Source organism: Paraburkholderia sp. BL6669N2, assembly GCF_003387275.1.
Lineage (GTDB): Bacteria > Pseudomonadota > Gammaproteobacteria > Burkholderiales > Burkholderiaceae > Paraburkholderia.
Window position 1 is genome coordinate 886,208 of the sequence record NZ_QUNA01000001.1, and the last position, 17,410, is coordinate 903,617.

18 protein-coding genes and 1 pseudogene are annotated in these 17,410 nt (G+C 63.2%); 11 read left to right on the plus strand and 8 right to left on the minus strand.

The window, feature by feature from the left end; all coding sequences use genetic code 11:
• Positions 1–21 precede the first annotated feature (21 nt).
• Together catA and B0G80_RS03985 are read right to left on the minus strand one after the other, a co-directional pair.
• Entirely contained in the window at positions 22–930 is a 909-nt protein-coding gene (gene catA / locus B0G80_RS03980) for a catechol 1,2-dioxygenase (RefSeq protein WP_106284371.1), read from the minus strand.
• Positions 931–993: 63 nt separating this feature from the next.
• The gene (locus B0G80_RS03985; RefSeq protein WP_116117065.1) at positions 994–2,151 is read right to left on the minus strand and encodes a muconate/chloromuconate family cycloisomerase; all 1,158 of its coding nucleotides are present in this window, start codon (positions 2,149–2,151) and stop codon (positions 994–996) included.
• A 103-nt stretch (positions 2,152–2,254) separates the two neighbouring features.
• Here B0G80_RS03985 and B0G80_RS03990 point away from each other — a divergent pair, with 103 nt between their 5' ends.
• On the plus strand, positions 2,255–3,142 hold the full coding sequence (locus B0G80_RS03990; RefSeq protein WP_116117066.1) for a LysR family transcriptional regulator: 888 nt from the start codon (positions 2,255–2,257) through the stop codon (positions 3,140–3,142).
• 21 nt (positions 3,143–3,163) lie between these two features.
• On the opposite strand, the gene B0G80_RS03995 is transcribed toward B0G80_RS03990, so the two are convergent.
• A complete protein-coding gene (locus B0G80_RS03995; protein WP_116119509.1) occupies positions 3,164–4,084 on the minus strand; it encodes a LysR family transcriptional regulator in 921 nt (306 codons plus the stop codon).
• A gap of 105 nt (positions 4,085–4,189) precedes the next feature.
• On the opposite strand from B0G80_RS03995, the pseudogene B0G80_RS04000 reads away from it, so the two are divergent.
• The 4 genes and pseudogenes from B0G80_RS04000 to B0G80_RS04015 all read left to right on the plus strand — a co-directional run bounded on the left by B0G80_RS04000 (position 4,190) and on the right by B0G80_RS04015 (position 7,744).
• Positions 4,190–5,474 (plus strand): annotated as a pseudogene (locus B0G80_RS04000) (aromatic ring-hydroxylating oxygenase subunit alpha).
• Positions 5,471–5,971, plus strand: a complete 501-nt coding sequence (locus tag B0G80_RS04005) for an aromatic-ring-hydroxylating dioxygenase subunit beta (RefSeq protein WP_116117067.1) — start codon at positions 5,471–5,473, stop codon at positions 5,969–5,971. The pseudogene B0G80_RS04000 and the gene B0G80_RS04005 overlap by 4 nt, the downstream one beginning before the upstream one ends.
• 32 nt (positions 5,972–6,003) lie before the next feature.
• Entirely contained in the window at positions 6,004–6,387 is a 384-nt protein-coding gene (locus tag B0G80_RS04010) for a tautomerase family protein (protein WP_116117068.1), read from the plus strand.
• A gap of 40 nt (positions 6,388–6,427) precedes the next feature.
• Entirely contained in the window at positions 6,428–7,744 is a 1,317-nt protein-coding gene (locus tag B0G80_RS04015) for an MFS transporter (protein WP_116117069.1), read from the plus strand.
• A gap of 10 nt (positions 7,745–7,754) precedes the next feature.
• On the opposite strand, the gene B0G80_RS04020 is transcribed toward B0G80_RS04015, so the two are convergent.
• The gene (locus B0G80_RS04020) at positions 7,755–9,251 is read right to left on the minus strand and encodes an ATP-binding protein (protein WP_116117070.1); all 1,497 of its coding nucleotides are present in this window, start codon (positions 9,249–9,251) and stop codon (positions 7,755–7,757) included.
• Between the two features lie 236 nt (positions 9,252–9,487).
• Here B0G80_RS04020 and B0G80_RS04025 point away from each other — a divergent pair, with 236 nt between their 5' ends.
• From B0G80_RS04025 to B0G80_RS04045, 5 genes are all read left to right on the plus strand, one after another.
• On the plus strand, positions 9,488–10,675 hold the full coding sequence (locus B0G80_RS04025; RefSeq protein ID WP_116117071.1) for an acyl-CoA dehydrogenase family protein: 1,188 nt from the start codon (positions 9,488–9,490) through the stop codon (positions 10,673–10,675).
• Positions 10,676–10,742: 67 nt separating this feature from the next.
• Positions 10,743–11,120: a hypothetical protein gene (locus B0G80_RS04030; RefSeq protein WP_106284362.1), complete on the plus strand. Its 378-nt coding sequence runs from the start codon at positions 10,743–10,745 to the stop codon at positions 11,118–11,120.
• A gap of 20 nt (positions 11,121–11,140) precedes the next feature.
• Positions 11,141–11,656: a nuclear transport factor 2 family protein gene (locus B0G80_RS04035; protein WP_116117072.1), complete on the plus strand. Its 516-nt coding sequence runs from the start codon at positions 11,141–11,143 to the stop codon at positions 11,654–11,656.
• Positions 11,653–12,777: an amidase gene (locus B0G80_RS04040; RefSeq protein ID WP_116117073.1), complete on the plus strand. Its 1,125-nt coding sequence runs from the start codon at positions 11,653–11,655 to the stop codon at positions 12,775–12,777. The genes B0G80_RS04035 and B0G80_RS04040 overlap by 4 nt, the downstream gene beginning before the upstream one ends.
• Before the next feature lie 64 nt (positions 12,778–12,841).
• Entirely contained in the window at positions 12,842–13,585 is a 744-nt protein-coding gene (locus B0G80_RS04045; protein WP_116117074.1) for an SDR family NAD(P)-dependent oxidoreductase, read from the plus strand.
• A gap of 63 nt (positions 13,586–13,648) precedes the next feature.
• On the opposite strand, the gene B0G80_RS04050 is transcribed toward B0G80_RS04045, so the two are convergent.
• Positions 13,649–14,311, minus strand: coding sequence for a response regulator transcription factor (locus B0G80_RS04050; protein WP_116117075.1), 663 nt, complete (start codon positions 14,309–14,311; stop codon positions 13,649–13,651).
• Positions 14,312–14,570: 259 nt separating this feature from the next.
• On the opposite strand from B0G80_RS04050, the gene hpaC reads away from it, so the two are divergent.
• On the plus strand, positions 14,571–15,110 hold the full coding sequence (hpaC, locus tag B0G80_RS04055; RefSeq protein ID WP_116117076.1) for a 4-hydroxyphenylacetate 3-monooxygenase, reductase component: 540 nt from the start codon (positions 14,571–14,573) through the stop codon (positions 15,108–15,110).
• A gap of 28 nt (positions 15,111–15,138) precedes the next feature.
• Here hpaC and B0G80_RS04060 read toward each other — a convergent pair whose 3' ends face one another.
• From B0G80_RS04060 to hypA, 3 genes are all read right to left on the minus strand, one after another.
• A complete protein-coding gene (locus tag B0G80_RS04060; RefSeq protein WP_116117077.1) occupies positions 15,139–15,945 on the minus strand; it encodes a LysR substrate-binding domain-containing protein in 807 nt (268 codons plus the stop codon).
• A gap of 187 nt (positions 15,946–16,132) precedes the next feature.
• On the minus strand, positions 16,133–17,068 hold the full coding sequence (gene hypB, locus B0G80_RS04070; RefSeq protein ID WP_116117078.1) for a hydrogenase nickel incorporation protein HypB: 936 nt from the start codon (positions 17,066–17,068) through the stop codon (positions 16,133–16,135).
• Positions 17,068–17,397 (minus strand): hydrogenase maturation nickel metallochaperone HypA, encoded by a 330-nt coding sequence (gene hypA, locus B0G80_RS04075; protein ID WP_116117079.1) that lies wholly within the window; start codon positions 17,395–17,397, stop codon positions 17,068–17,070. Before hypA ends, hypB begins: the two co-directional genes overlap by 1 nt.
• Between the last annotated feature and the right edge of the window lie 13 nt (positions 17,398–17,410).

Genomic DNA, 17,410 nt, shown 5'->3' on the forward strand with positions numbered 1-17,410 from the left:
TTCAGCCCTGCGAAAGCGGCATCAGGCTTCAGCGCGCAGACGCTCCACTTCAGCGTCCGGCAGGTTGTCGCGCTCCTTGAACAGAGTAAAGTCGAAATCGATCAGCGCGAAATTGCCGTCCACGCCATACGGTTTGCCTTCGGCGCCCTCAGCCTGCTTGACCGCCGGCACGAGGCCGTCGCGCGTGGCGAAGGCGAAGTCGTCCCACAGATACGGATCGCCGTCGATGTTGATCTGCGTGGTCAGCTTGCGGAACCCCGGCGCGGACACGAAGAAGTGAATATGCGCCGGACGATGCCCATGCCGGCCGAGCTGATCGAGCAACAGTTGGGTCTGCCCTTGCGGCGGCACGCTATAGCCGACCGGCACGACGCTGCGGAAGCTGTATTTGCCTTCGGCATCGGTACGGATCGAACGGCGCAGATTGAAGGCCGGTTGCGATTTGTCGAAGTACGAGTAGTTGCCCAGATGGTTCGCGTGCCACACTTCGACGAGCGCATGAGCGAGCGGCTTGCCGTCTTCGCCGAGCACGCGGCCGCGCATGATCAGCGTTTGACCCGGATCGGTGCCGTCGTCCAGTCGCGCGTGTCCGTCGGAGACCGGCGCACCGGCCACGTACAACGGGCCTTCGATCGTGCGCGGCGTGCCGCCTTCAATGCCGGCCTTCGCCTCCGCTTCATCCAGACGCAGATCGAGAAAATGCTCGAAACCCAGACCTGCGGCCAGCAAACCGAGTTCGCCGCTCTTGCCGGCGTCGCCGAGATAATTCAACGCGGTCCAGAATTCGGCCGGCTGCACGTCGAGGTCTTCGATCGTATAGAACAGATCCTGCACGATCCGGTTGACGATCTGCCTGGTGCGCGGATTGCCTTCGCTGGTGGCGCTGTCGTTGATCTTATTGAGCAGCGCGTCGATAGCTTGCTTGTTCATGGGGTATCTCCTTCGATTGATGTTCTGGATGGCTAACGGATGAGCCTTCAGTGCTTCAATGCTTCAGTTCGTGCTGACGCTGGCGCCTTTGCGCGTATCGCGTCGCAGGCGGTCGATCTTGTCCCAGTCGAGCGTGATGCCGAGACCCGGACCTTGCGGCAAATGCAGCGCGAAATTCTCGTAACGCAGCGGTTCGGTGAGAATCTCCTCGGTCAGCAGCAAGGGGCCGAACAGTTCCGTGCCCCACTTCAACTCGCCAAAGGTGCTGAAGAGTTGCGCGGAAGCGATCGTGCCGACCGCGCCTTCGAGCATCGTGCCGCCGTACAGATCGATGTTCGCGGCCGACGCTATGGCCGCCACGTGCGCGGCGCCCACCAGGCCGCCTGATTGTGCGATCTTCACGGCGAACACATCGGCGGCGCGCGCGCTGGCCACCGCAAATGCATCGGCCGGACCGTGCAGCGCTTCGTCGGCCATGACCGGCACGAGAGCGAGATCGGTCAGACGCTTGAGGCCCGAGCGATTCTCCGCCGCGATGGGTTGCTCGATCAGCGTCACGCCCGCATCGGCAAAGCGCCGCGCGGCCCAGATCGCGTCGGATTCGCTCCACGCCTGGTTCACGTCGACGCGCACTTCGCCGCGTCCTTCCACCGCTTTCTGGATCGCGACGACATGCGCCACGTCCTCGGCCACGGCGCGCGTGCCGATCTTCAGCTTGAACACGCGATGGCGCTTCGTCTCGTACACCTGCTCGGCTTCGTCGATATCGCGTTGCGTGTCGCCGCTCGCGAGCGTCCACGCCACGTCCACGGAATCGCGCACACGGCCGCCGAACAGTTCCGACAGCGGCACGCCGAGGCGCTGTGCCTGCGCATCGAACAACGCCGTTTCCAGCGCGGACTTCGCAAAGCGGTTGCCCTGAAACAGCTCGCGCAGTTTCGCCATCGCGGCGCCTGGACGCGTCGCGTCCATGCCTTTGAGCAATGGCGCGAAATAGGTGTCGATATTGACCTTGATACTTTCCGGGCTTTCCTCGCCGTACGCGAGGCCGCCGATCGTGGTGCCCTCGCCCACGCCGACCAACCCGTCGGCGCAACGGATGCGCACCAGCACCAGCGTCTGGCAGTTCATCGTTGCGACCGAGAGACGGTGCGGACGGATCGTCGGTACGTCGACGAGAATCGTCTCCACGCTCTCGATCTTCACGGGTGTTGCTATCATTCGTTGCCCTCCTGAACTGCTGAACCGGGAGCCCCAATAGTAGAAACAACCCGCGAAGCAGTCCAACACCGATTCCGACTACTTCCATACCGTAGGGGTATGCATGGAACTTCGCCAACTCCGCTATTTCATCGCGGTCGCCGAAGAAATGAACATCACGCGGGCGGCTCAACGTCTGCACATGACGCAGCCGCCGCTCAGCCGCCAGATCCAGCAGATCGAGGAAAGCGTAGGCCTGGCGCTGTTCGAGCGCGGCTCGCGGCCGTTGCGGCTGACCGAAGCCGGGCGGATTTTCTATACGCAAGCCAGGCGTCTCGTCGACGAAGCGGACGAACTCGCGCCGCTCACGCGCCGTCTCGCGCAGCTGGCCGAGCGCGTGGTGATCGGCTTCGTGCCCTCGACGCTGTATGGCGCGCTACCGGCCGTGATCCGCGCGTTTCGCGAGGCCGCGCCGCATATCGAGCTGTCGCTGATCGAAATGTTCACCATCGAACAACTCGGGGCGCTCAAGGGCGGGCGCATCGACGTGGGCTTCGGCCGCCTGCGTTTCGACGACGCGCAACTCGCGCGCGAGGTTCTTTTAGAAGAAAGAATGATTGCCGCATTACCGCAAGACCATCCGCTCGCCCGACAAAAGAAGCCGCTGACGCTGGCGGCGCTCGCCCAGGAAACCTTGATCGTCTACCCGAGCACGCCGCGGCCGAGCTACGCCGATCAGCAGCTATCGGCCATGCACGATCATGCGTTGGAGCCGAAGGCGATTCATGAAGTGCGCGAATTGCAGACCGCGTTGGGCCTGGTGGCGGCGCAAGTGGGCGTGTGTCTCGTGCCGGAAAGCGTGGAAGGTTTGCGCGCGCACGGTGTGGTGTACCGTCCCATTCCGGCGGCCAACGTCGCTTCGCCGATCATCATGAGCCGCCGCTTGCAGGACGAATCGCCGACCACCACGTTGCTGTGTTCGATCGCGCGAGACCTGTTCAAAAAGGTCTGAAGTACTGAGAGCCCAGCCTTGTCACTTCTCGTCGAAGCGCCTCACGATATCCGCCATCAGATTGCGCAGCCACACGTTGCCCTCGTCCTGATCGAAATGCTCGTGCCAATGCATCGTGACCGCCGCGATCGGCAAGGTCACGGGCAATTCATAGATCTGAAAACCGCCGTCGCGATTGAAAATATGCGCGAGGCGGCGCGGGAGCGTAGCGAACAGATCGGTCACGGCCAAGACACTAGGCAGCGCCACGAAATGCGGTAGTTCCAGCGCGATATGACGGCCGACGCCTTGCGTGCGGAATTCGTCGTCGAGCGAGTGGTGGCTGTGCTCAACCGACGTGATCTGCACGTGCGACGCATCCAGAAACGCCTTCAAACTTAGTTCCTTCGTGCGCGGCAAGCCGCGCCGCTTCCTCGTCATACACACGTACGTTTCTTCGAACAGCGCCTGATGCCGCGTGCGCGCGGTCAGCGTGGGCAGATTGCCGATGGCGAAATCGAGCCGGCTCGCGCGCAGTGCATCTTCCATTTCCTCGACCGGCAGCGGCTCGATACGCAGCCTCACACGCGGCGCCTGCCGGTGCAACGCCTCGCAGATCGGCGGCAGATAGGCCAGTTCGCCCGCATCTGATAGCGACAGCCGGAAGGTCCGCGTGCTCACCGCCGGGTCGAAATGCTCCGCGTAACGCAGTGCTTCGCGCACGGTGTCGAGCGCGCGGGACACGATGGTCGACAGTTCCAGCGCGATGGGTGTGGGCTGCATGCCGGCGCGCGTGCGGATGAAGAGCGGATCGTCGAACAGCGTGCGCAAACGCCCCAGCGAATAGCTGATGGCCGGCTGCGACAGCGCCAGCCGCTCGCCCGCGCGAGTCAGGCTGCGCTCTTCGACGATCGCCTGAAAAACGCGCAGCAAATTGAGGTCGACGTGATCCAGCGAGTTCATCGAGATATCCATGCGATTGATTTTATATTTCATTTTAGATCAATTTGACGCATATCAAGTAGTCAACGAAACTTGCCTTCATCGACCACCCCACCTACACGAGCCATGAGCGAATCCTCATATCAGACCGTCGATACGAGCGCGTTGTATCAGCGCGCGCAGTCCGACCGCGTGGCCCCTTCGCTGTACTACGACCCGGCTGTCTTCGAAGCGGAACTCGAGCGCATTTTCTACAAGACGTGGATCTGGGTCGCGCACGAAAGCGAGCTGCCGAATCCGGGCGACTTCCGCACCACCACGATCGGTCGCCAGCCGGTGATCGTGGTGCGCGATAAGAGCGGCGCGGTCAACGTCTTGCAGAACCGCTGCCGTCATCGCGGCGCGACCGTCTGCGAACAGCACAAAGGCAACGCGAAAGGCTTCACGTGCCCGTATCACAGCTGGACCTACGGCCTGGACGGCGCCTTGCGCGCGCTGCCGTACGGCGACGGTTACGAAGGCGTGATCGACAAGACCGAACTGCCGCTCGCCAGTCTGCGCGTGGGCATCTATCAAGGCCTGATCTTCGCGAGCTTCAATCAGGAGATCGAGCCGCTGGAAGATTTCCTCGGCGGCGCCAAGCCGTGGATCGATCTGTTCATGAAGCAAGGCGCGGGCTATCCGATCAAGGCCAACGGCGAACACCGCTTCCGCTTTAACGGCAACTGGAAGATCCAGCTCGAGAACACCACCGACCTGTATCACTTCCCCGTGGTCCACAAATCGTGGATGAAATCGATCGACGACGAAACCGCCGCCGCGATCACCAGCTTCATGACAAGCGACCAGGCCTTTTGCCGCTCGCTCGGCAACGGTCACAGCCTCGCCGTGCTGGTGCCGGAAATCGTCGATCTCGACAAGGACGACGGCGCGCCGATTCCCGAGCGCTTCGAAGAACTCGCCGCCTCGCTCGCGAAGGACCACACGCCGGAGGAAGTGCGCCGCATCGTGCGCTCGCTGATGGGCGTCGGCTTCAACCTGAATCTGTTTCCGAACCTCGCGCTGTCGATGGCGTTTTTTCCGCGTACTGCGGCCCATTTCCGCGAACGAGACCGAGATCCGTCACGTCGCGCTCGCCATGGACGGCGGCCCCGAAGAGGCGAACCGCGTGCGCCTGCGCATTCACGAACACTTCCAGGGCCCGTTCGGTTTCGGCAGCCCGGACGACGCTGAAGCATGGGAGCGCGTGCAACGCGGCTCGCATGCCGGCCCCGATCTGCCGATTCTCGTCAACCGAGGCCTGAATCGCGAGAGCACCGCGCCGAACGGCGAAAAGACCGCGCACGCCACCGACGAAACCGGCATGCGCGAAGCGTACGCGCAATGGCGCACGATGATGGAGCAGGCATGATGGACGACAGGAACACGCTGTTTTCGCAGAAGACTTTTGCCGGCGCAATCGAACTCATCTGGCGCGAAGCCGAACTGCTGGACCGCAAGGACTATCGCGAGTGGCTCACGCTGTGGGACCCGGCCGGCTTCTACGTGGTGCCGATCGATCACGACACCACCGATTTCGCCGCCACGCTGAACTACGCGTACGACGATCAGGACATGCGCGAAAAGCGCGTGCAACGCATGACGTCCGGCTATTCGGCATCGGCCACCGACGCTGCCCGCACCGTTCGCACCGTGTCGCGCTTCACGCTTACGAGCGACGCCAGCGATGAAGTGACGGTGAATTCGGCGCAAGTGATCGTCGCTTATAAACGCGGCAAGTCGACGCTGTTCGCGGCGGACCTCACGCATCGCATCAGTTTTGCGAGCGGCGAGCCGCGCATCGTGGAGAAGGTGATCCGTCTGATCGATTCGACCGAAGCGTTGAGCGCGATCGGCTTCCTGCTCTGATCTTCTGGTCTTCAAAAACCGCGAGTGCAGCCATGCCTACACTAGAAGTTTATTTGCCGGATGGTCACTGGCCCGCACGCAAGGCGCAATTGATCGCGGGCCTCACTCAGGCGACCGTGAAGGCCATCGGCGCGCCCGCCGAATCGGTGCGGATTCTGCTGAGTGAACTGCCGTCGCACGATTTCGGTTCTGGCGGCGTGAGCAACGCGAATGGTCGGGCGCCGCTGCTGACCATCGTGGCCATCCTGATCGCGGGCCGCACGCCCGCGCAGAAGGAAGCCCTGATCTCCGCGCTCAGCCGGACCGGCGCGGACGTGCTCGACATGCCGCTCGACGCCGCCCGCGTGATGATCAAGGACATTCCGAATACCGATTTCGGCATCGGCGGGCAAACCGCGAAATCACTGGGGCGCTAGCGCTCTTCCTTTTAGTCGACGCGAACCAACGGGCACGCAGATGCAAAACGACACGCTTTCTCCCACGGCCGGATCACCACCTGCAACCACGGCACCGGCCACCTCGCAAACCTTGCGGCGGATCATTGTCGCCTCCGTGCTCGGCAATGCGCTCGAGTGGTACGACTTTTTTCTGTACGGCACGGCCGCCGCGCTGATCTTCGGACCATTGTTCTTCCCGCTGCACGGCGATCCGCTACTCGGCACGCTGGCCGCTTTCGCGGGCTTCGCGATCGGTTTCCTCGCGCGGCCGCTGGGCGGTATCGTGTTCGGCCATATCGGCGACCGGCATGGCCGCAAGCGCGCGCTCGTCATCACGCTGATGATGATGGGCGTGGCCACCTTCGGTATCGGCCTGTTGCCCACATTCTCGCAAGTCGGCTTTCTTGCGCCCGCCGCGCTCGTGTGTTTGCGAGTCGTGCAGGGCATTGCGTCAGGCGGCGAATGGGGCGGCGGCGTGCTGCTGATCAGCGAGAGCGCGCCGGCCAATCGTCGCGGCTACTATGCGGCGTTCAGCCAGTTGGGTGTGGCGGGTGGCTTCGTGTTGTCGGCGGCCGCGTTTTATCTGGTGCAGCGCTTGCCGGTGGAAAGCTTCATGTCGTGGGGCTGGCGTGTGCCGTTTCTGGCCAGCGTGCTGATCTTCGGCGTCGGCGTGTACATTCGCCGGCGCTTGCCGGAGAGCCGCGACTTCACCGCCGCCAAACCGAAGCACATGCCTGTGCTGACGGTGCTGCGCAATCATCCGAAGCAGGTCTTGCAAGCGATGGGGCTGCGCGTCGCCGAAAACGGCGGAACGTATATCTTTCTTTCGTTCGTGCTGGTGTACGGCAAGACGATCGGCGTGCCCGTTTCAGTGATGCTCGGCGGCGTGATGGCCGCCATGCTGCTCGAACTCGTGACGATCGTATTGTGGGGACGTCTATCGGATGTAATCGGACGGCGGCCCGTGTATATGATCGGCGCGCTCGGGCTGGTGGTGATCGCATTTCCCGCCTTCTGGCTGATCGACACGCATCAGCCGATGCTGGTGTTCCTCTCGCTCGTGCTCGGCCTGCCCTTCTGCCATGCGGCGATGATCGGCACACAACCCGCGTTGATGGGCGAACTGTTCCCCACTGAAGTGCGTTACTCGGGCATGGCGCTCGGCCACGAAATCGCTTCGGTGTTTTCCGGCGGACTCGCTCCGCTCGTCGCGACCGCGCTGTATGCGCAAGTGCGCGCGCCGTGGCCGGTCGCGCTGATGCTGATCGGCTTCGGCGTGATTACCGCGCTCACGCTCGTGACGATTCCGCGCAACACCAGCACCACGCATGATTGATCTGTTGCACTCAACCGGCCGGCGCGGCGGCGAGCGGCAGCGAGAAGCTGCATTCGAGCCCGCCGTGCCTAGCGGGTTTTGCCCAGATCTCGCCACCGTGTCGCGTGACGATGTTCTTGCACAGCGAAAGCCCAATGCCGTTGCCGCCCGCTTTCGACGAAGAGAAGCCGTCGAACAGCCGGCCGTGAGCATCGGCGGGAACGCCTGGGCCGTTGTCGATGACCTGGGCAATCGCGTATTTGCCGCGCAGGTGCGTGACGAGGCGAAGCGCACGGCTCTCCGGGGTTGCGCTTTTGTCTGTCCCTTCTCCCAGCGCTTCGATCGCGTTGAAGGCCAGATTCAATACCACCTGGCCGATCAATACACGCTCAACGTATACGGGCAGCGGCTGCGTCGCCTGCTCGATCGTGAGCGTCACGCCCGCCTCGCGCGCGCGCAACTCGATAAAGTACGCAACGTCCGCGAGCACCTCGCGCAGATCCGCATGCGTCTCGCTCGGCTCGCGCTTGACGATGTAATCGCGCACACTCTTGATGATCAATGCAGCATGCTCAGCCTGACGATCGGCGCTGCGCAAGCCCCATACGGCGTCGTCGATCGCAGCGGGTTGCGCGAGCCGCCGGATCGAGCCTTCGATGAAGTTGCGCACGGCGGCGAGCGGCTGGCTCAGTTCATGAGCAATGGCGGTCGCCATTTCCCCCATCGCGTTGTAACGTCCCGCATATTCGAGCAAACGCGCTTCGTTGCGTCGCGCGTCTTCCACGGCGACTTCGTCCGTCACGTCGCGAAAGTGCAGCAGCCTTCCGTTCAGGTCGTTTTCGATCTCGATACGGCGGCACGTAATACGCAGCCAGTGCGGCGTGCCGTCGCGCCGCGTGATGCGATAACGCTGCGGCGCCGACGGCTGAATCCGCGGCGCGTTCGCGAGCTGTTCCAGCAGACGCTCGCGGTCCGGCTCGCTGCAATAGTCGAGCAGGTCGCCCATCGGCGCGCCCTCCTCCAGGCCGAGCACGCGCCGGCCGGATTCGCTGACGAATTCCACTTCGCCCGTGGGCGTCAGCACCGCTACGCCTTCGCCGAGATCCTGCATGAATTCGCGCAGCCGCGATTCGTAACGGCGCAGCGTTTGCTTGAGCGTGTCTTCGACGCTGATGTCGCGGAACTGCACCATCACCACCGCGCGCTCGCGCAGCGGCACGTAAGTGGCGATTGCCTCGGACAACATGTCGGCGCCGGTGCGCGAGCGGTAACACCACTCGTACACCTGCGGGCCTTCGGTGATCGAACGGTCCATCGCGCCGACGCCGATCTCGCGGCGGTATTTCGGCACCGGCCGCGTCATGTCCTTCGCCTTGAGCGGCAGCAATTCGGCGAGCGTGAAGCCAAGCGCCTCACAGGCCGCGCGATTGGCCCACACGATCGCCTTGGTTTCGGCGTCGTGCAGCAGCACGCACAGCGTGAGCGCGTCGAGCAGGCGGTGGAAGTCTTCTTCGGCGGGGAAATTCATCGGGGAATACGGCACACAGGTTCGATTACGTATGGACGGAAACATAACACCAGTGCGCGTGTTGCGCCTCTGAAGATTTCTTTAGACGACCCCGGAGCATTACCTAAAACTGCGCGCCGCGTCCCAATTGAAGCGTTCTTTTTGCATTTCTAGACTGGTCTGAATCTGCGCGGCTCGTCGTTTCGGGCCCAGCGTCATGCGTTTCAGTCAATAACGAATCAAGGAGAAGCCCCACCATGTCCGCCACCGCCGCCGTTGCTGCCGAACAGTCGAATACATCGAATACATCGAACACGTCGAATACCGCCCGCCTGCCGCTCGACGAAGTGATCGCCGAGATCGCCGCGCGCCGCGATGAATTCGACCGCCTTTCGCATGTGCCGCGTGACGTGATCGCGAAGCTCAAGCGTGCGGGTGTGTATCGCGCGGCCACGCCGAGGCGGTTCGGCGGCGACGCGCTGGCGCCTGCCCTGTTTCTCGACATGATCGAGCGCATCGCGATCGCGGACGGTTCGGCGGCCTGGGTCGCGAGCTTCGGCTCGGCCAACGTCTATCTGGCCGCGCTGCCGTTGCATACGCAAGCAGAAATCTACGCGGGCGGCCCCGATCAGGTGTTCGCGGGCGGCCTCTTCCCGGTGCAGCCCGCACAGCCCGCTGAAGGCGGCTGGCGTGTGAACGGCACGTGGAAATTCGCGAGCGGCTGCAAAGGCGCGGACTGGCTCGGCGTGGGCATTGGTGTCGGTGCTCCTGGTGCGGGCGGCAAACCGCGCACGGCCGTGTTCCGTGCGCATCAGGTGGAAATCGTCGAGAACTGGGAGGTGGTCGGCATGCAGGGCACCGGCAGTCATGACCTGCGCGTCACCGACCAGTTCGTCGCGGACGACTGGACCTTCGTGCGTGGCGGCGAACCGTGCGTGGACGAGCCGTTGTATCGCTACCCAACCATCGCCTACGCCGCGCAAGTGCTCGCCGTGGTCAACCTCGGCCTCGCCCGCGCCGCACTCGACGTCGCCAACCACATGGCCGGCGGCCGCAAGACGACCACCGGCGCGCCGCAACTCGCCGACCGCGCGTACTACCGCATCGAACTCGCGAAAGCCGAGGCGCAATTGCGCTCGGCGCGCGCATTTTTCTACGACACCACTCACCAGGTCTGGCAATCGATCCTCGCCGGCAATCCCGTCACCGCGGATCAGGTGAGCCTGCTGCGTCTTTCGGCGACGCAGATCGCCCGCGAAGGCGCCGACGTCGTGCAGCGCGCTTACCGGCTCGGCGGCACGATGGCGATTTATCGCGCGCATCCGTTGCAGCGTCTGATGCGCGACTCGATGGTCGTCACGCAGCACGCGTTTCTCGGCGAAGGCAACTATGACGGCGCGGGCGCGGTGTTCGTCGGCGTGCCGCCGATTCCGGGCTACCTGTAAGCCACTTTCTGATTAATCACTATCTAATCACTATCCGCACAACCAGGATTGCAAGGAGCAACCTCTCATGTCCGATACCTCAACGCTGCCACTGCGTGTTCTGTTCTGCTGCGGCGTCACGCAAAATTTCTTCGACCTGCCGCGCGAACAGATTGGCGAAGTCTGGCAGGCTTACGGCAAGATGCTGGCCGCGATCGAGTCGATGGAAGGCGTCAAGGTGCTCGGCATCATGGACGACGACCGCCTCACCGTGGGCCATGCCGACAACTCGCCGTGGACCTTCTACATCATGGCCGACGTGCGTGATTTCGACACGACTGTCGCCGTGTGCAATCTGTATCGCACCACGCCGGTGGGCGAATACAATCTGTGGCGCTACGGCAAGATCGAAGCGCGTGTCGGGCGCGCGCTGCAAGTGCCGCCGCAACACGCCAATGCCGCTTGAGCGTAACGGAGCGCAATGCAATGAACGCTAACCAGGATACGCTTGCCACGTTGACCGAACGGCTTGCCGCGCTCGAAGCCGAATCGGCCGTGCGCCGCACCATGGCGCGCTATATGGCGTTATGCGACGTGCCGTCCGGCGTGCTCGAAGGCGAAACGCTCGCCGCTCTCTTCCGCGCCGACGCGATCTGGGAGGGCATCGGCCCACAGTACGCGAACAAGTTCGGCCGCCTGACAGGCCACGCTGAAATTCTCGCGATGCTCACACGCTACCTGCCGCCCTCGCGGCATTTCTCGGTGAACGTGCACTTCCTCACGTCGGAAAGCATCGACGTTCAGGAGGCGAACGCGAAAGGCCGCTGGATCATGCTGCAGGCCTCGGGCTATGTCGATGCGCCAGCCGATCTGATCTCGGCGCGCCTCGAAGTGGATTTCGCGCCTGCCGATAGCGGCCGCGACTGGATCATCACGCACTTTCGCACGGAGCGCCTGTTCGACGCGCCGTGGCAAGTCAATGCAAGGAAACCGCACCCATGAACGAGTTTATCCAGACGCTGTCGTTAGGCGGCACCGGGCCGAGCATCGCGATCAAGGACACGATCGATATCGCCGGTTACGCCACCACCGCCGCGAGCCGTGCGCTCGCCGATACGCCGCCCGCGCAACAGCATGCGGAAGTTGTCGAACGTTTGCTTTCGGCCGGCTGGCACATTGTCGGCAAGGCGAACATGCATGAGTTGGCGTTCGGCATGACCGGTATCAACGACTACACCGGCACGCCGCAGAATCCGCAGGACGCTGCGCGTATCCCGGGCGGATCGTCGAGCGGATCGGCGGCGGCAGCCGGTCTGAAACTCGCCGACGCCGCGCTCGGCACCGACACCGGCGGCTCGATTCGCGGACCCGCCGCATGCTGCGGCGTGATCGGATTGAAGCCCACCTTCGGGCGCGTGTCGCGGCTCGGCGTGGCGCCGCGAGAGTCCACCTTAGATTGTGTCGGGCCGTTTGCACGCGACATGCGCACGCTCGTTGCCGCGATGCAGGCCATCACCGCTAACTTCGATACGAATGCCGCGCACGCGTGGCAAGGTGCGTGCAAGGTCGGCATCGTGCAGACCGAGGCCACGGCCGAAATCCTCGACGCCGTGACGCGCGCGGCCGACAAGGCGGGCTGTGTCGCGCATACGCTGCCGCTCGCCGGTCTCGCCGCCGCCTTCGACGCGGGCGTCGCCGTGATCAACGTCGAGACGTCGCGCGCGTTCGGCCATCTGGTGGCAAGCGGCAAACTCGGCGCGGACCTCGACGCGCGCCTGCGCGCCGCGGCCAACACCACCTCAGCGCAACTCGACGCGGCGGAACAGGTGCGCCGAGACTTCACCGCGGCGGTCGACCACGCGCTCGACAATGTCGACGTGCTGATTCTGCCCACGCTTCCTGCGCTGCCGATCACACTTGAACAGGCGCGCAGCGGCACGTCGGTGATCGCCATGTCGTCGCTGATCCGGCCGTTCAATCTGAGCGGCCATCCCGCGCTGAGTTTGCCGTTGCCGATCCGCGGCTCGTCGCTCAAGGCAGGTTTGCAGATCGTCGGACGCAAGGGCCAGGACGAGCAGGTGTGCGCGATCGCGGCGCGTTTCGAAGCCGCCCTCGCCACTTGATTCGCCTAGACAATGCCTCGGGCCGCTCGAACAGCGGCCGTTATTTCGAAGTGGAGTGGATGCAATGCAGAAGAGAGTCGTTCTTGTCACCGGCGCCGCGCGCGGTCTGGGCGCCGCGATCGCCACGCGCTTTCATGCGGCGGGTTACGCGGTCGCCATCGGCGATATCGCGTTCGATGCCGCACAAGCGCTCGCGCGCGATCTGAGCGCCGACGGTTCCACTGCGTTCGCGCTGAATCTCGACGTCACCGCGAAAGCCGCCTTCACTACGGCGCGCGACGCGATCCTGCAGCGCTGGGGGCGTATCGACGCGTTGGTGAATAACGCGGGTGCCTCCAAAGTCGTCTCCGTGATGGATATAACGGCCGAGCAATTCGATCAGGTCATCAACGTCAACTTGCGCAGCGTGCTATTCGGCTGCCAGGTTTTCGGCCAACACTTCGCCGACGTGGGCGCGGGCCGTATCGTCAATATCGCGTCGCTAGCGGGACAGAACGGCGGCTCCGCAACCGGCGCGCATTATGCGGCCGCGAAAGGCGGTGTGATCACGCTCACCAAGGTCTTCGCGCGCGATCTCGGCGCTGCGGGCGTGACCGTCAACGCCATTTCGCCCGGACCGATGGATCTGCCGATCGTGCATGAAAGCGTGGCGCCCGACAAACTGAAGGCGGTGATCGCGAACATTCCAGCGGGACGTCTGGGCTCCGCGGACTATGTCGCCGACGTCGCCGTGATGCTCGTCGCGGAACATGCCTACTTCGCGAACGGCGCGTGCTGGGATGTGAACGGCGGACTCTTCATGCGCTGATGCTGATGTTGATGCTGATGCTGATGCAGTTGCGGTTGCGCGTGAACGCCACCCCGGCATGCATCAACGCGGAATGGCACCCACGTTCGCGTCCTGATCCCACACCGCCATCACTTCGCGCACCAGCATCGCAATCGACGCCGCGCCGAGCTTGTCCTTGATGCTCGCGCGATGCACGTCGACGGTCTTTACGCTGATCGACAGATCGCTGGCGATGCGCTTGCTACCTTTGCCGTCGATCACGCCACGCAAGACTTCCTTTTCACGCGCGGTCAGCGACTCGATCCGCTTGCGCAACTCGCGCTGCTTCTGGCCGGCCGCATGACGATGCGCCGCGAGCTTCAATGCGCGTTGCACGCGGTCGAGCATCTGCTGCGAGTTATACGGTTTCTCGACAAAATCGATCGCGCCGTTTTGCAGCGCGCGCACCGACATCGGAATATCGCCGTGGCCGCTCACGAAAATAATCGGCAACGTGACGCCCTGGCGATTCAATTCCGCTTGCACGTCGAAGCCGCTTCGCTCCGGCATGCGCACGTCGAGTACGAGACAGGCGGGCACGTCCGCATTGAATGCGCCGAGAAACTCGCTCGCATTGGCGAAGCCCGCCGACTTCACGCCAACCGATTCGAGCAGCCACGCGAGCGACGTGCGCATGCCGCTGTCGTCATCGACGATGTAGACGATCGGTGCGCGGGGTGTGGCGGATGGCGAGGGTTGGGACATGGTGGTCGTTGTAGATGCGATTCGAAGCGTAACACTCGGTTCATCATAACCAGCGGGAAAAGCGCTGCAAAGCGATAGTTACCCTGAAAGACTCATTAGTCGTGGTGCATGTGTCCAGTGTTCAACCACACATTGGGGAAAGCTTTAGATGCACTGGGAAACACGCCTGGCCGCCTGCCGCTCGCGCGGATTTTTTTCTGCATGGCGATTGAGTACGCTTGAATCCAATCACTCGACACCTGCCCGAGGAATCCAAACGATGACGCCGACCCAACACGCGGTGCCCGACACCGACGCTCTTATCGACGTCAAACAGCAGTTCCGTCAAGCCATGGCGCACCTCAGTGCCGCCGTGAACGTCATCACGACAGCCGGCCCGCACGGACGTTGCGGCGTGACCGCCAGCGCCGTGTGCTCCGTCACCGATACGCCGCCCACACTGCTGGTCTGCCTGAACCGGTCGAGCGCGATGCATGCGACCTTCCAGAGCAACCGGCAGGTTTGCATCAACGTGCTGCCCGGCGAGCACGAACTGCTCGCGCGCCACTTCGCTGGCATGACCCAGGTGCCGATGGACGAACGCTTCGGCTGGCCGATCTGGGATGAAGGCTCGCACGGCGTGCCGGTCCTGCGCGACGCACTGGCGAGTCTGCAAGGCGAGATCGTCGACCTGAAGGAAGTCGGCTCGCACTCGGTGACGTTCGTGAAGACCACACGCATCAGCGTGCGCAGCGATGGCGACGGGTTGATCTACTTCGATCGCAACTTCCATCGCATCAAACGCGTGGCATCGCATTGATCACGCACAGTGGTGGTGTGCGTGGCAGTCAGAGCACATCGGCGCGAACGGTATCGAACTGGAAAACCGGCGCCGACGCGACGGCTTCGACGAAACAGTCGATCAGATAATCGCAGGCCGACGTATTCAACGCGTCGCGCCGCGAGATGATCCCCACCGACACGCGCGGCAACGCTTCGCGCACCGGCACCGAGACGATACGCTCGCGAATCCAGTCGGTCTCCAGAAAACTCTTCGGGCAGCAGGAGAGAAGATTGCTGTTTACCGACAACGAAAAGCTCGCGCTGAACGAGCTGCACTCCACGACCACGCGCGGTGCAGTCGCGCCATGCTGCACGAAAAAATCCTGCAACGACTGGCCGATGCTTTCGGGTGTCGTGTTCAGCATCCAGTCCGCGCCTTCCAGATCCGCGATCGACTGCGCATTCGCCAACGGATGCCCCTTGCGCGCCGAGATAATCAGTTCGCCCTCGAGCAACGAGCGGAACATGAACTCCGGCGCGAGCTTCTTTTCATCGACGATCGCAATGACGAAATCCAACGAGCCGTCGCCCAACCGCGCGAGCGCCGCGGTCAGAAAACCTTCCTGAACCGAGAGCAGCACCACATCGTCTTTCGCGTGCTGCATCTCGGCGGGGATCAGTTTCGCCCGCGCGTAGACGGCGTGGCCGTACTGCGTGAGCTGTGCGCCACGCGCGCTGCGCGTTACCAGCGGCACGCCCAGTTCCTGTTCGAACTCACGGATCGCCTTGGTCAATGCGGGCTGGGACAGGCACACCGTTTTGGCCGCGGCGCGGATGCTGCCGTGCTGGGCAATCGCCACTAGAGCGCGCAACTGGGTTTATCAGAAGGCGTCGGGGACTGATTCGACGGGGAAACAGGCGGTTGCCGCGATCAACGGGCCATCTGCTTCGGCGGATGATAAGCAGGCGGTGGTGCGGATTGGGATGCGCCATAAATTCTGACTCTGGCTCACAGAAGCGGTGGCTCACCGTGTATATGCGGTGGCCTCGCTCCTCACTCTACGCATGAATCGAGGTTGCTCTCGTCCGCAACCACCCATACCACCCATCCATCCCCTCCCCGCTCTGCGCCGACACCTGAAGAATCTCCATTTGCGGATTGACACGCTTCGCATACGCGACACAGCGCTCTACATCGAAGCGCAAATGCGGCAGCAAGTCGATCTTGTTCAGCAACAGCAGCGAACACGCCCGGAACATATGCGGATACTTGATCGGCTTATCCTCGCCTTCAGTCACCGAAAGAATCAAAACCTTGGCCGCTTCACCGAGATCGAATAACGCCGGGCACACCAGATTGCCGACGTTTTCGATCATCACCACCGAATGCAACGGCGGGTCGAGTTGTGTCAGCGCCCTCGACGCCATCTCCGCGTCGAGATGGCACCCAGTGCCGGTGTTGATCTGCACCACTCGCGCGCCGGTTGCGCGAATCCGCTCGGCGTCATTGAGCGTAGCCTGATCGCCTTCGATGACCGTCAGCGGGAACGCGTTACCCAGATCGCGGATCGTCCGTTCGAGTAAGGTCGTCTTGCCGGCGCCCGGCGAACTCATCAGGTTCAGCGCGAGTATCGAACGGCCGGCGAGCCAGCCGCGATTGCGTTCGGCCAGTAGCTGGTTTTTTGCCAGGATGTCGCGTTCGAGGTCGATCGAGGTGCTGTGTTCGTGTTCATGTTCATGTTCGTGATGATGGTGTGGGACATCTCCATGCTCATGCTCGTGATCATCGCGTTGGCTGTGTGAGTGTGAGTGTGAGTGTGAATGCGAATGGCCACCGACACCCGCATGCGGATGCTCGCCGACTCGCCGATAAGCGTTTGCAGTTGAACCCGCGCTGCTGCTTTCCGGCCGCGCCTGTGCACCACCCTCCACCGTCTCATCCAGATCGGTCACTGCCGCGCTCTGCGTATTCGAACATCCGCATGTCGTACACATCACACCACCTCCATCTGCCGGATCTTCAACTGCTGACCGGAAATCAGTTCGAGACTCTCGCTCCCGCAGGCGCACTGCCCGTACGGCACGTCGAGCGCGACCGTCGCACCGCACGTGAGACAGCGCGCCTCGCCCGGCATCACGACGATCTCGAGCGCCGCGCCTTCCACAGACGTATCCTTCGCGCACACGTCGAAGCAGAACCGGATCGCCTCCGGCATCACCGCCGACAGTTGCCCGATCTCCAGCGTCACGCGCCGCACGCGCGCGCCGTGCGCCTGTTCCGCGCAAATCTCGACGACACTGTTCGCAATGCTCAACTCGTGCACGCCGCGCTCCCCT

Excerpts from the sequence above, each read along its gene's own strand:
- catA (WP_106284371.1), bottom strand. The coding sequence starts at position 930 with ATGAACAAGCAAGCTATCGACGCGCTGCTCAATAAGATCAACGACAGC.
- B0G80_RS03985 (WP_116117065.1), bottom strand. The coding sequence starts at position 2,151 with ATGATAGCAACACCCGTGAAGATCGAGAGCGTGGAGACGATTCTCGTC.
- B0G80_RS03990 (WP_116117066.1), top strand. The coding sequence starts at position 2,255 with ATGGAACTTCGCCAACTCCGCTATTTCATCGCGGTCGCCGAAGAAATG.
- B0G80_RS03995 (WP_116119509.1), bottom strand. The coding sequence starts at position 4,084 with ATGAACTCGCTGGATCACGTCGACCTCAATTTGCTGCGCGTTTTTCAG.
- B0G80_RS04005 (WP_116117067.1), top strand. The coding sequence starts at position 5,471 with ATGATGGACGACAGGAACACGCTGTTTTCGCAGAAGACTTTTGCCGGC.
- B0G80_RS04010 (WP_116117068.1), top strand. The coding sequence starts at position 6,004 with ATGCCTACACTAGAAGTTTATTTGCCGGATGGTCACTGGCCCGCACGC.
- B0G80_RS04015 (WP_116117069.1), top strand. The coding sequence starts at position 6,428 with ATGCAAAACGACACGCTTTCTCCCACGGCCGGATCACCACCTGCAACC.
- B0G80_RS04020 (WP_116117070.1), bottom strand. The coding sequence starts at position 9,251 with ATGAATTTCCCCGCCGAAGAAGACTTCCACCGCCTGCTCGACGCGCTC.
- B0G80_RS04025 (WP_116117071.1), top strand. The coding sequence starts at position 9,488 with ATGTCCGCCACCGCCGCCGTTGCTGCCGAACAGTCGAATACATCGAAT.
- B0G80_RS04030 (WP_106284362.1), top strand. The coding sequence starts at position 10,743 with ATGTCCGATACCTCAACGCTGCCACTGCGTGTTCTGTTCTGCTGCGGC.
- B0G80_RS04035 (WP_116117072.1), top strand. The coding sequence starts at position 11,141 with ATGAACGCTAACCAGGATACGCTTGCCACGTTGACCGAACGGCTTGCC.
- B0G80_RS04040 (WP_116117073.1), top strand. The coding sequence starts at position 11,653 with ATGAACGAGTTTATCCAGACGCTGTCGTTAGGCGGCACCGGGCCGAGC.
- B0G80_RS04045 (WP_116117074.1), top strand. The coding sequence starts at position 12,842 with ATGCAGAAGAGAGTCGTTCTTGTCACCGGCGCCGCGCGCGGTCTGGGC.
- B0G80_RS04050 (WP_116117075.1), bottom strand. The coding sequence starts at position 14,311 with ATGTCCCAACCCTCGCCATCCGCCACACCCCGCGCACCGATCGTCTAC.
- hpaC (WP_116117076.1), top strand. The coding sequence starts at position 14,571 with ATGACGCCGACCCAACACGCGGTGCCCGACACCGACGCTCTTATCGAC.
- hypB (WP_116117078.1), bottom strand. The coding sequence starts at position 17,068 with ATGTGTACGACATGCGGATGTTCGAATACGCAGAGCGCGGCAGTGACC.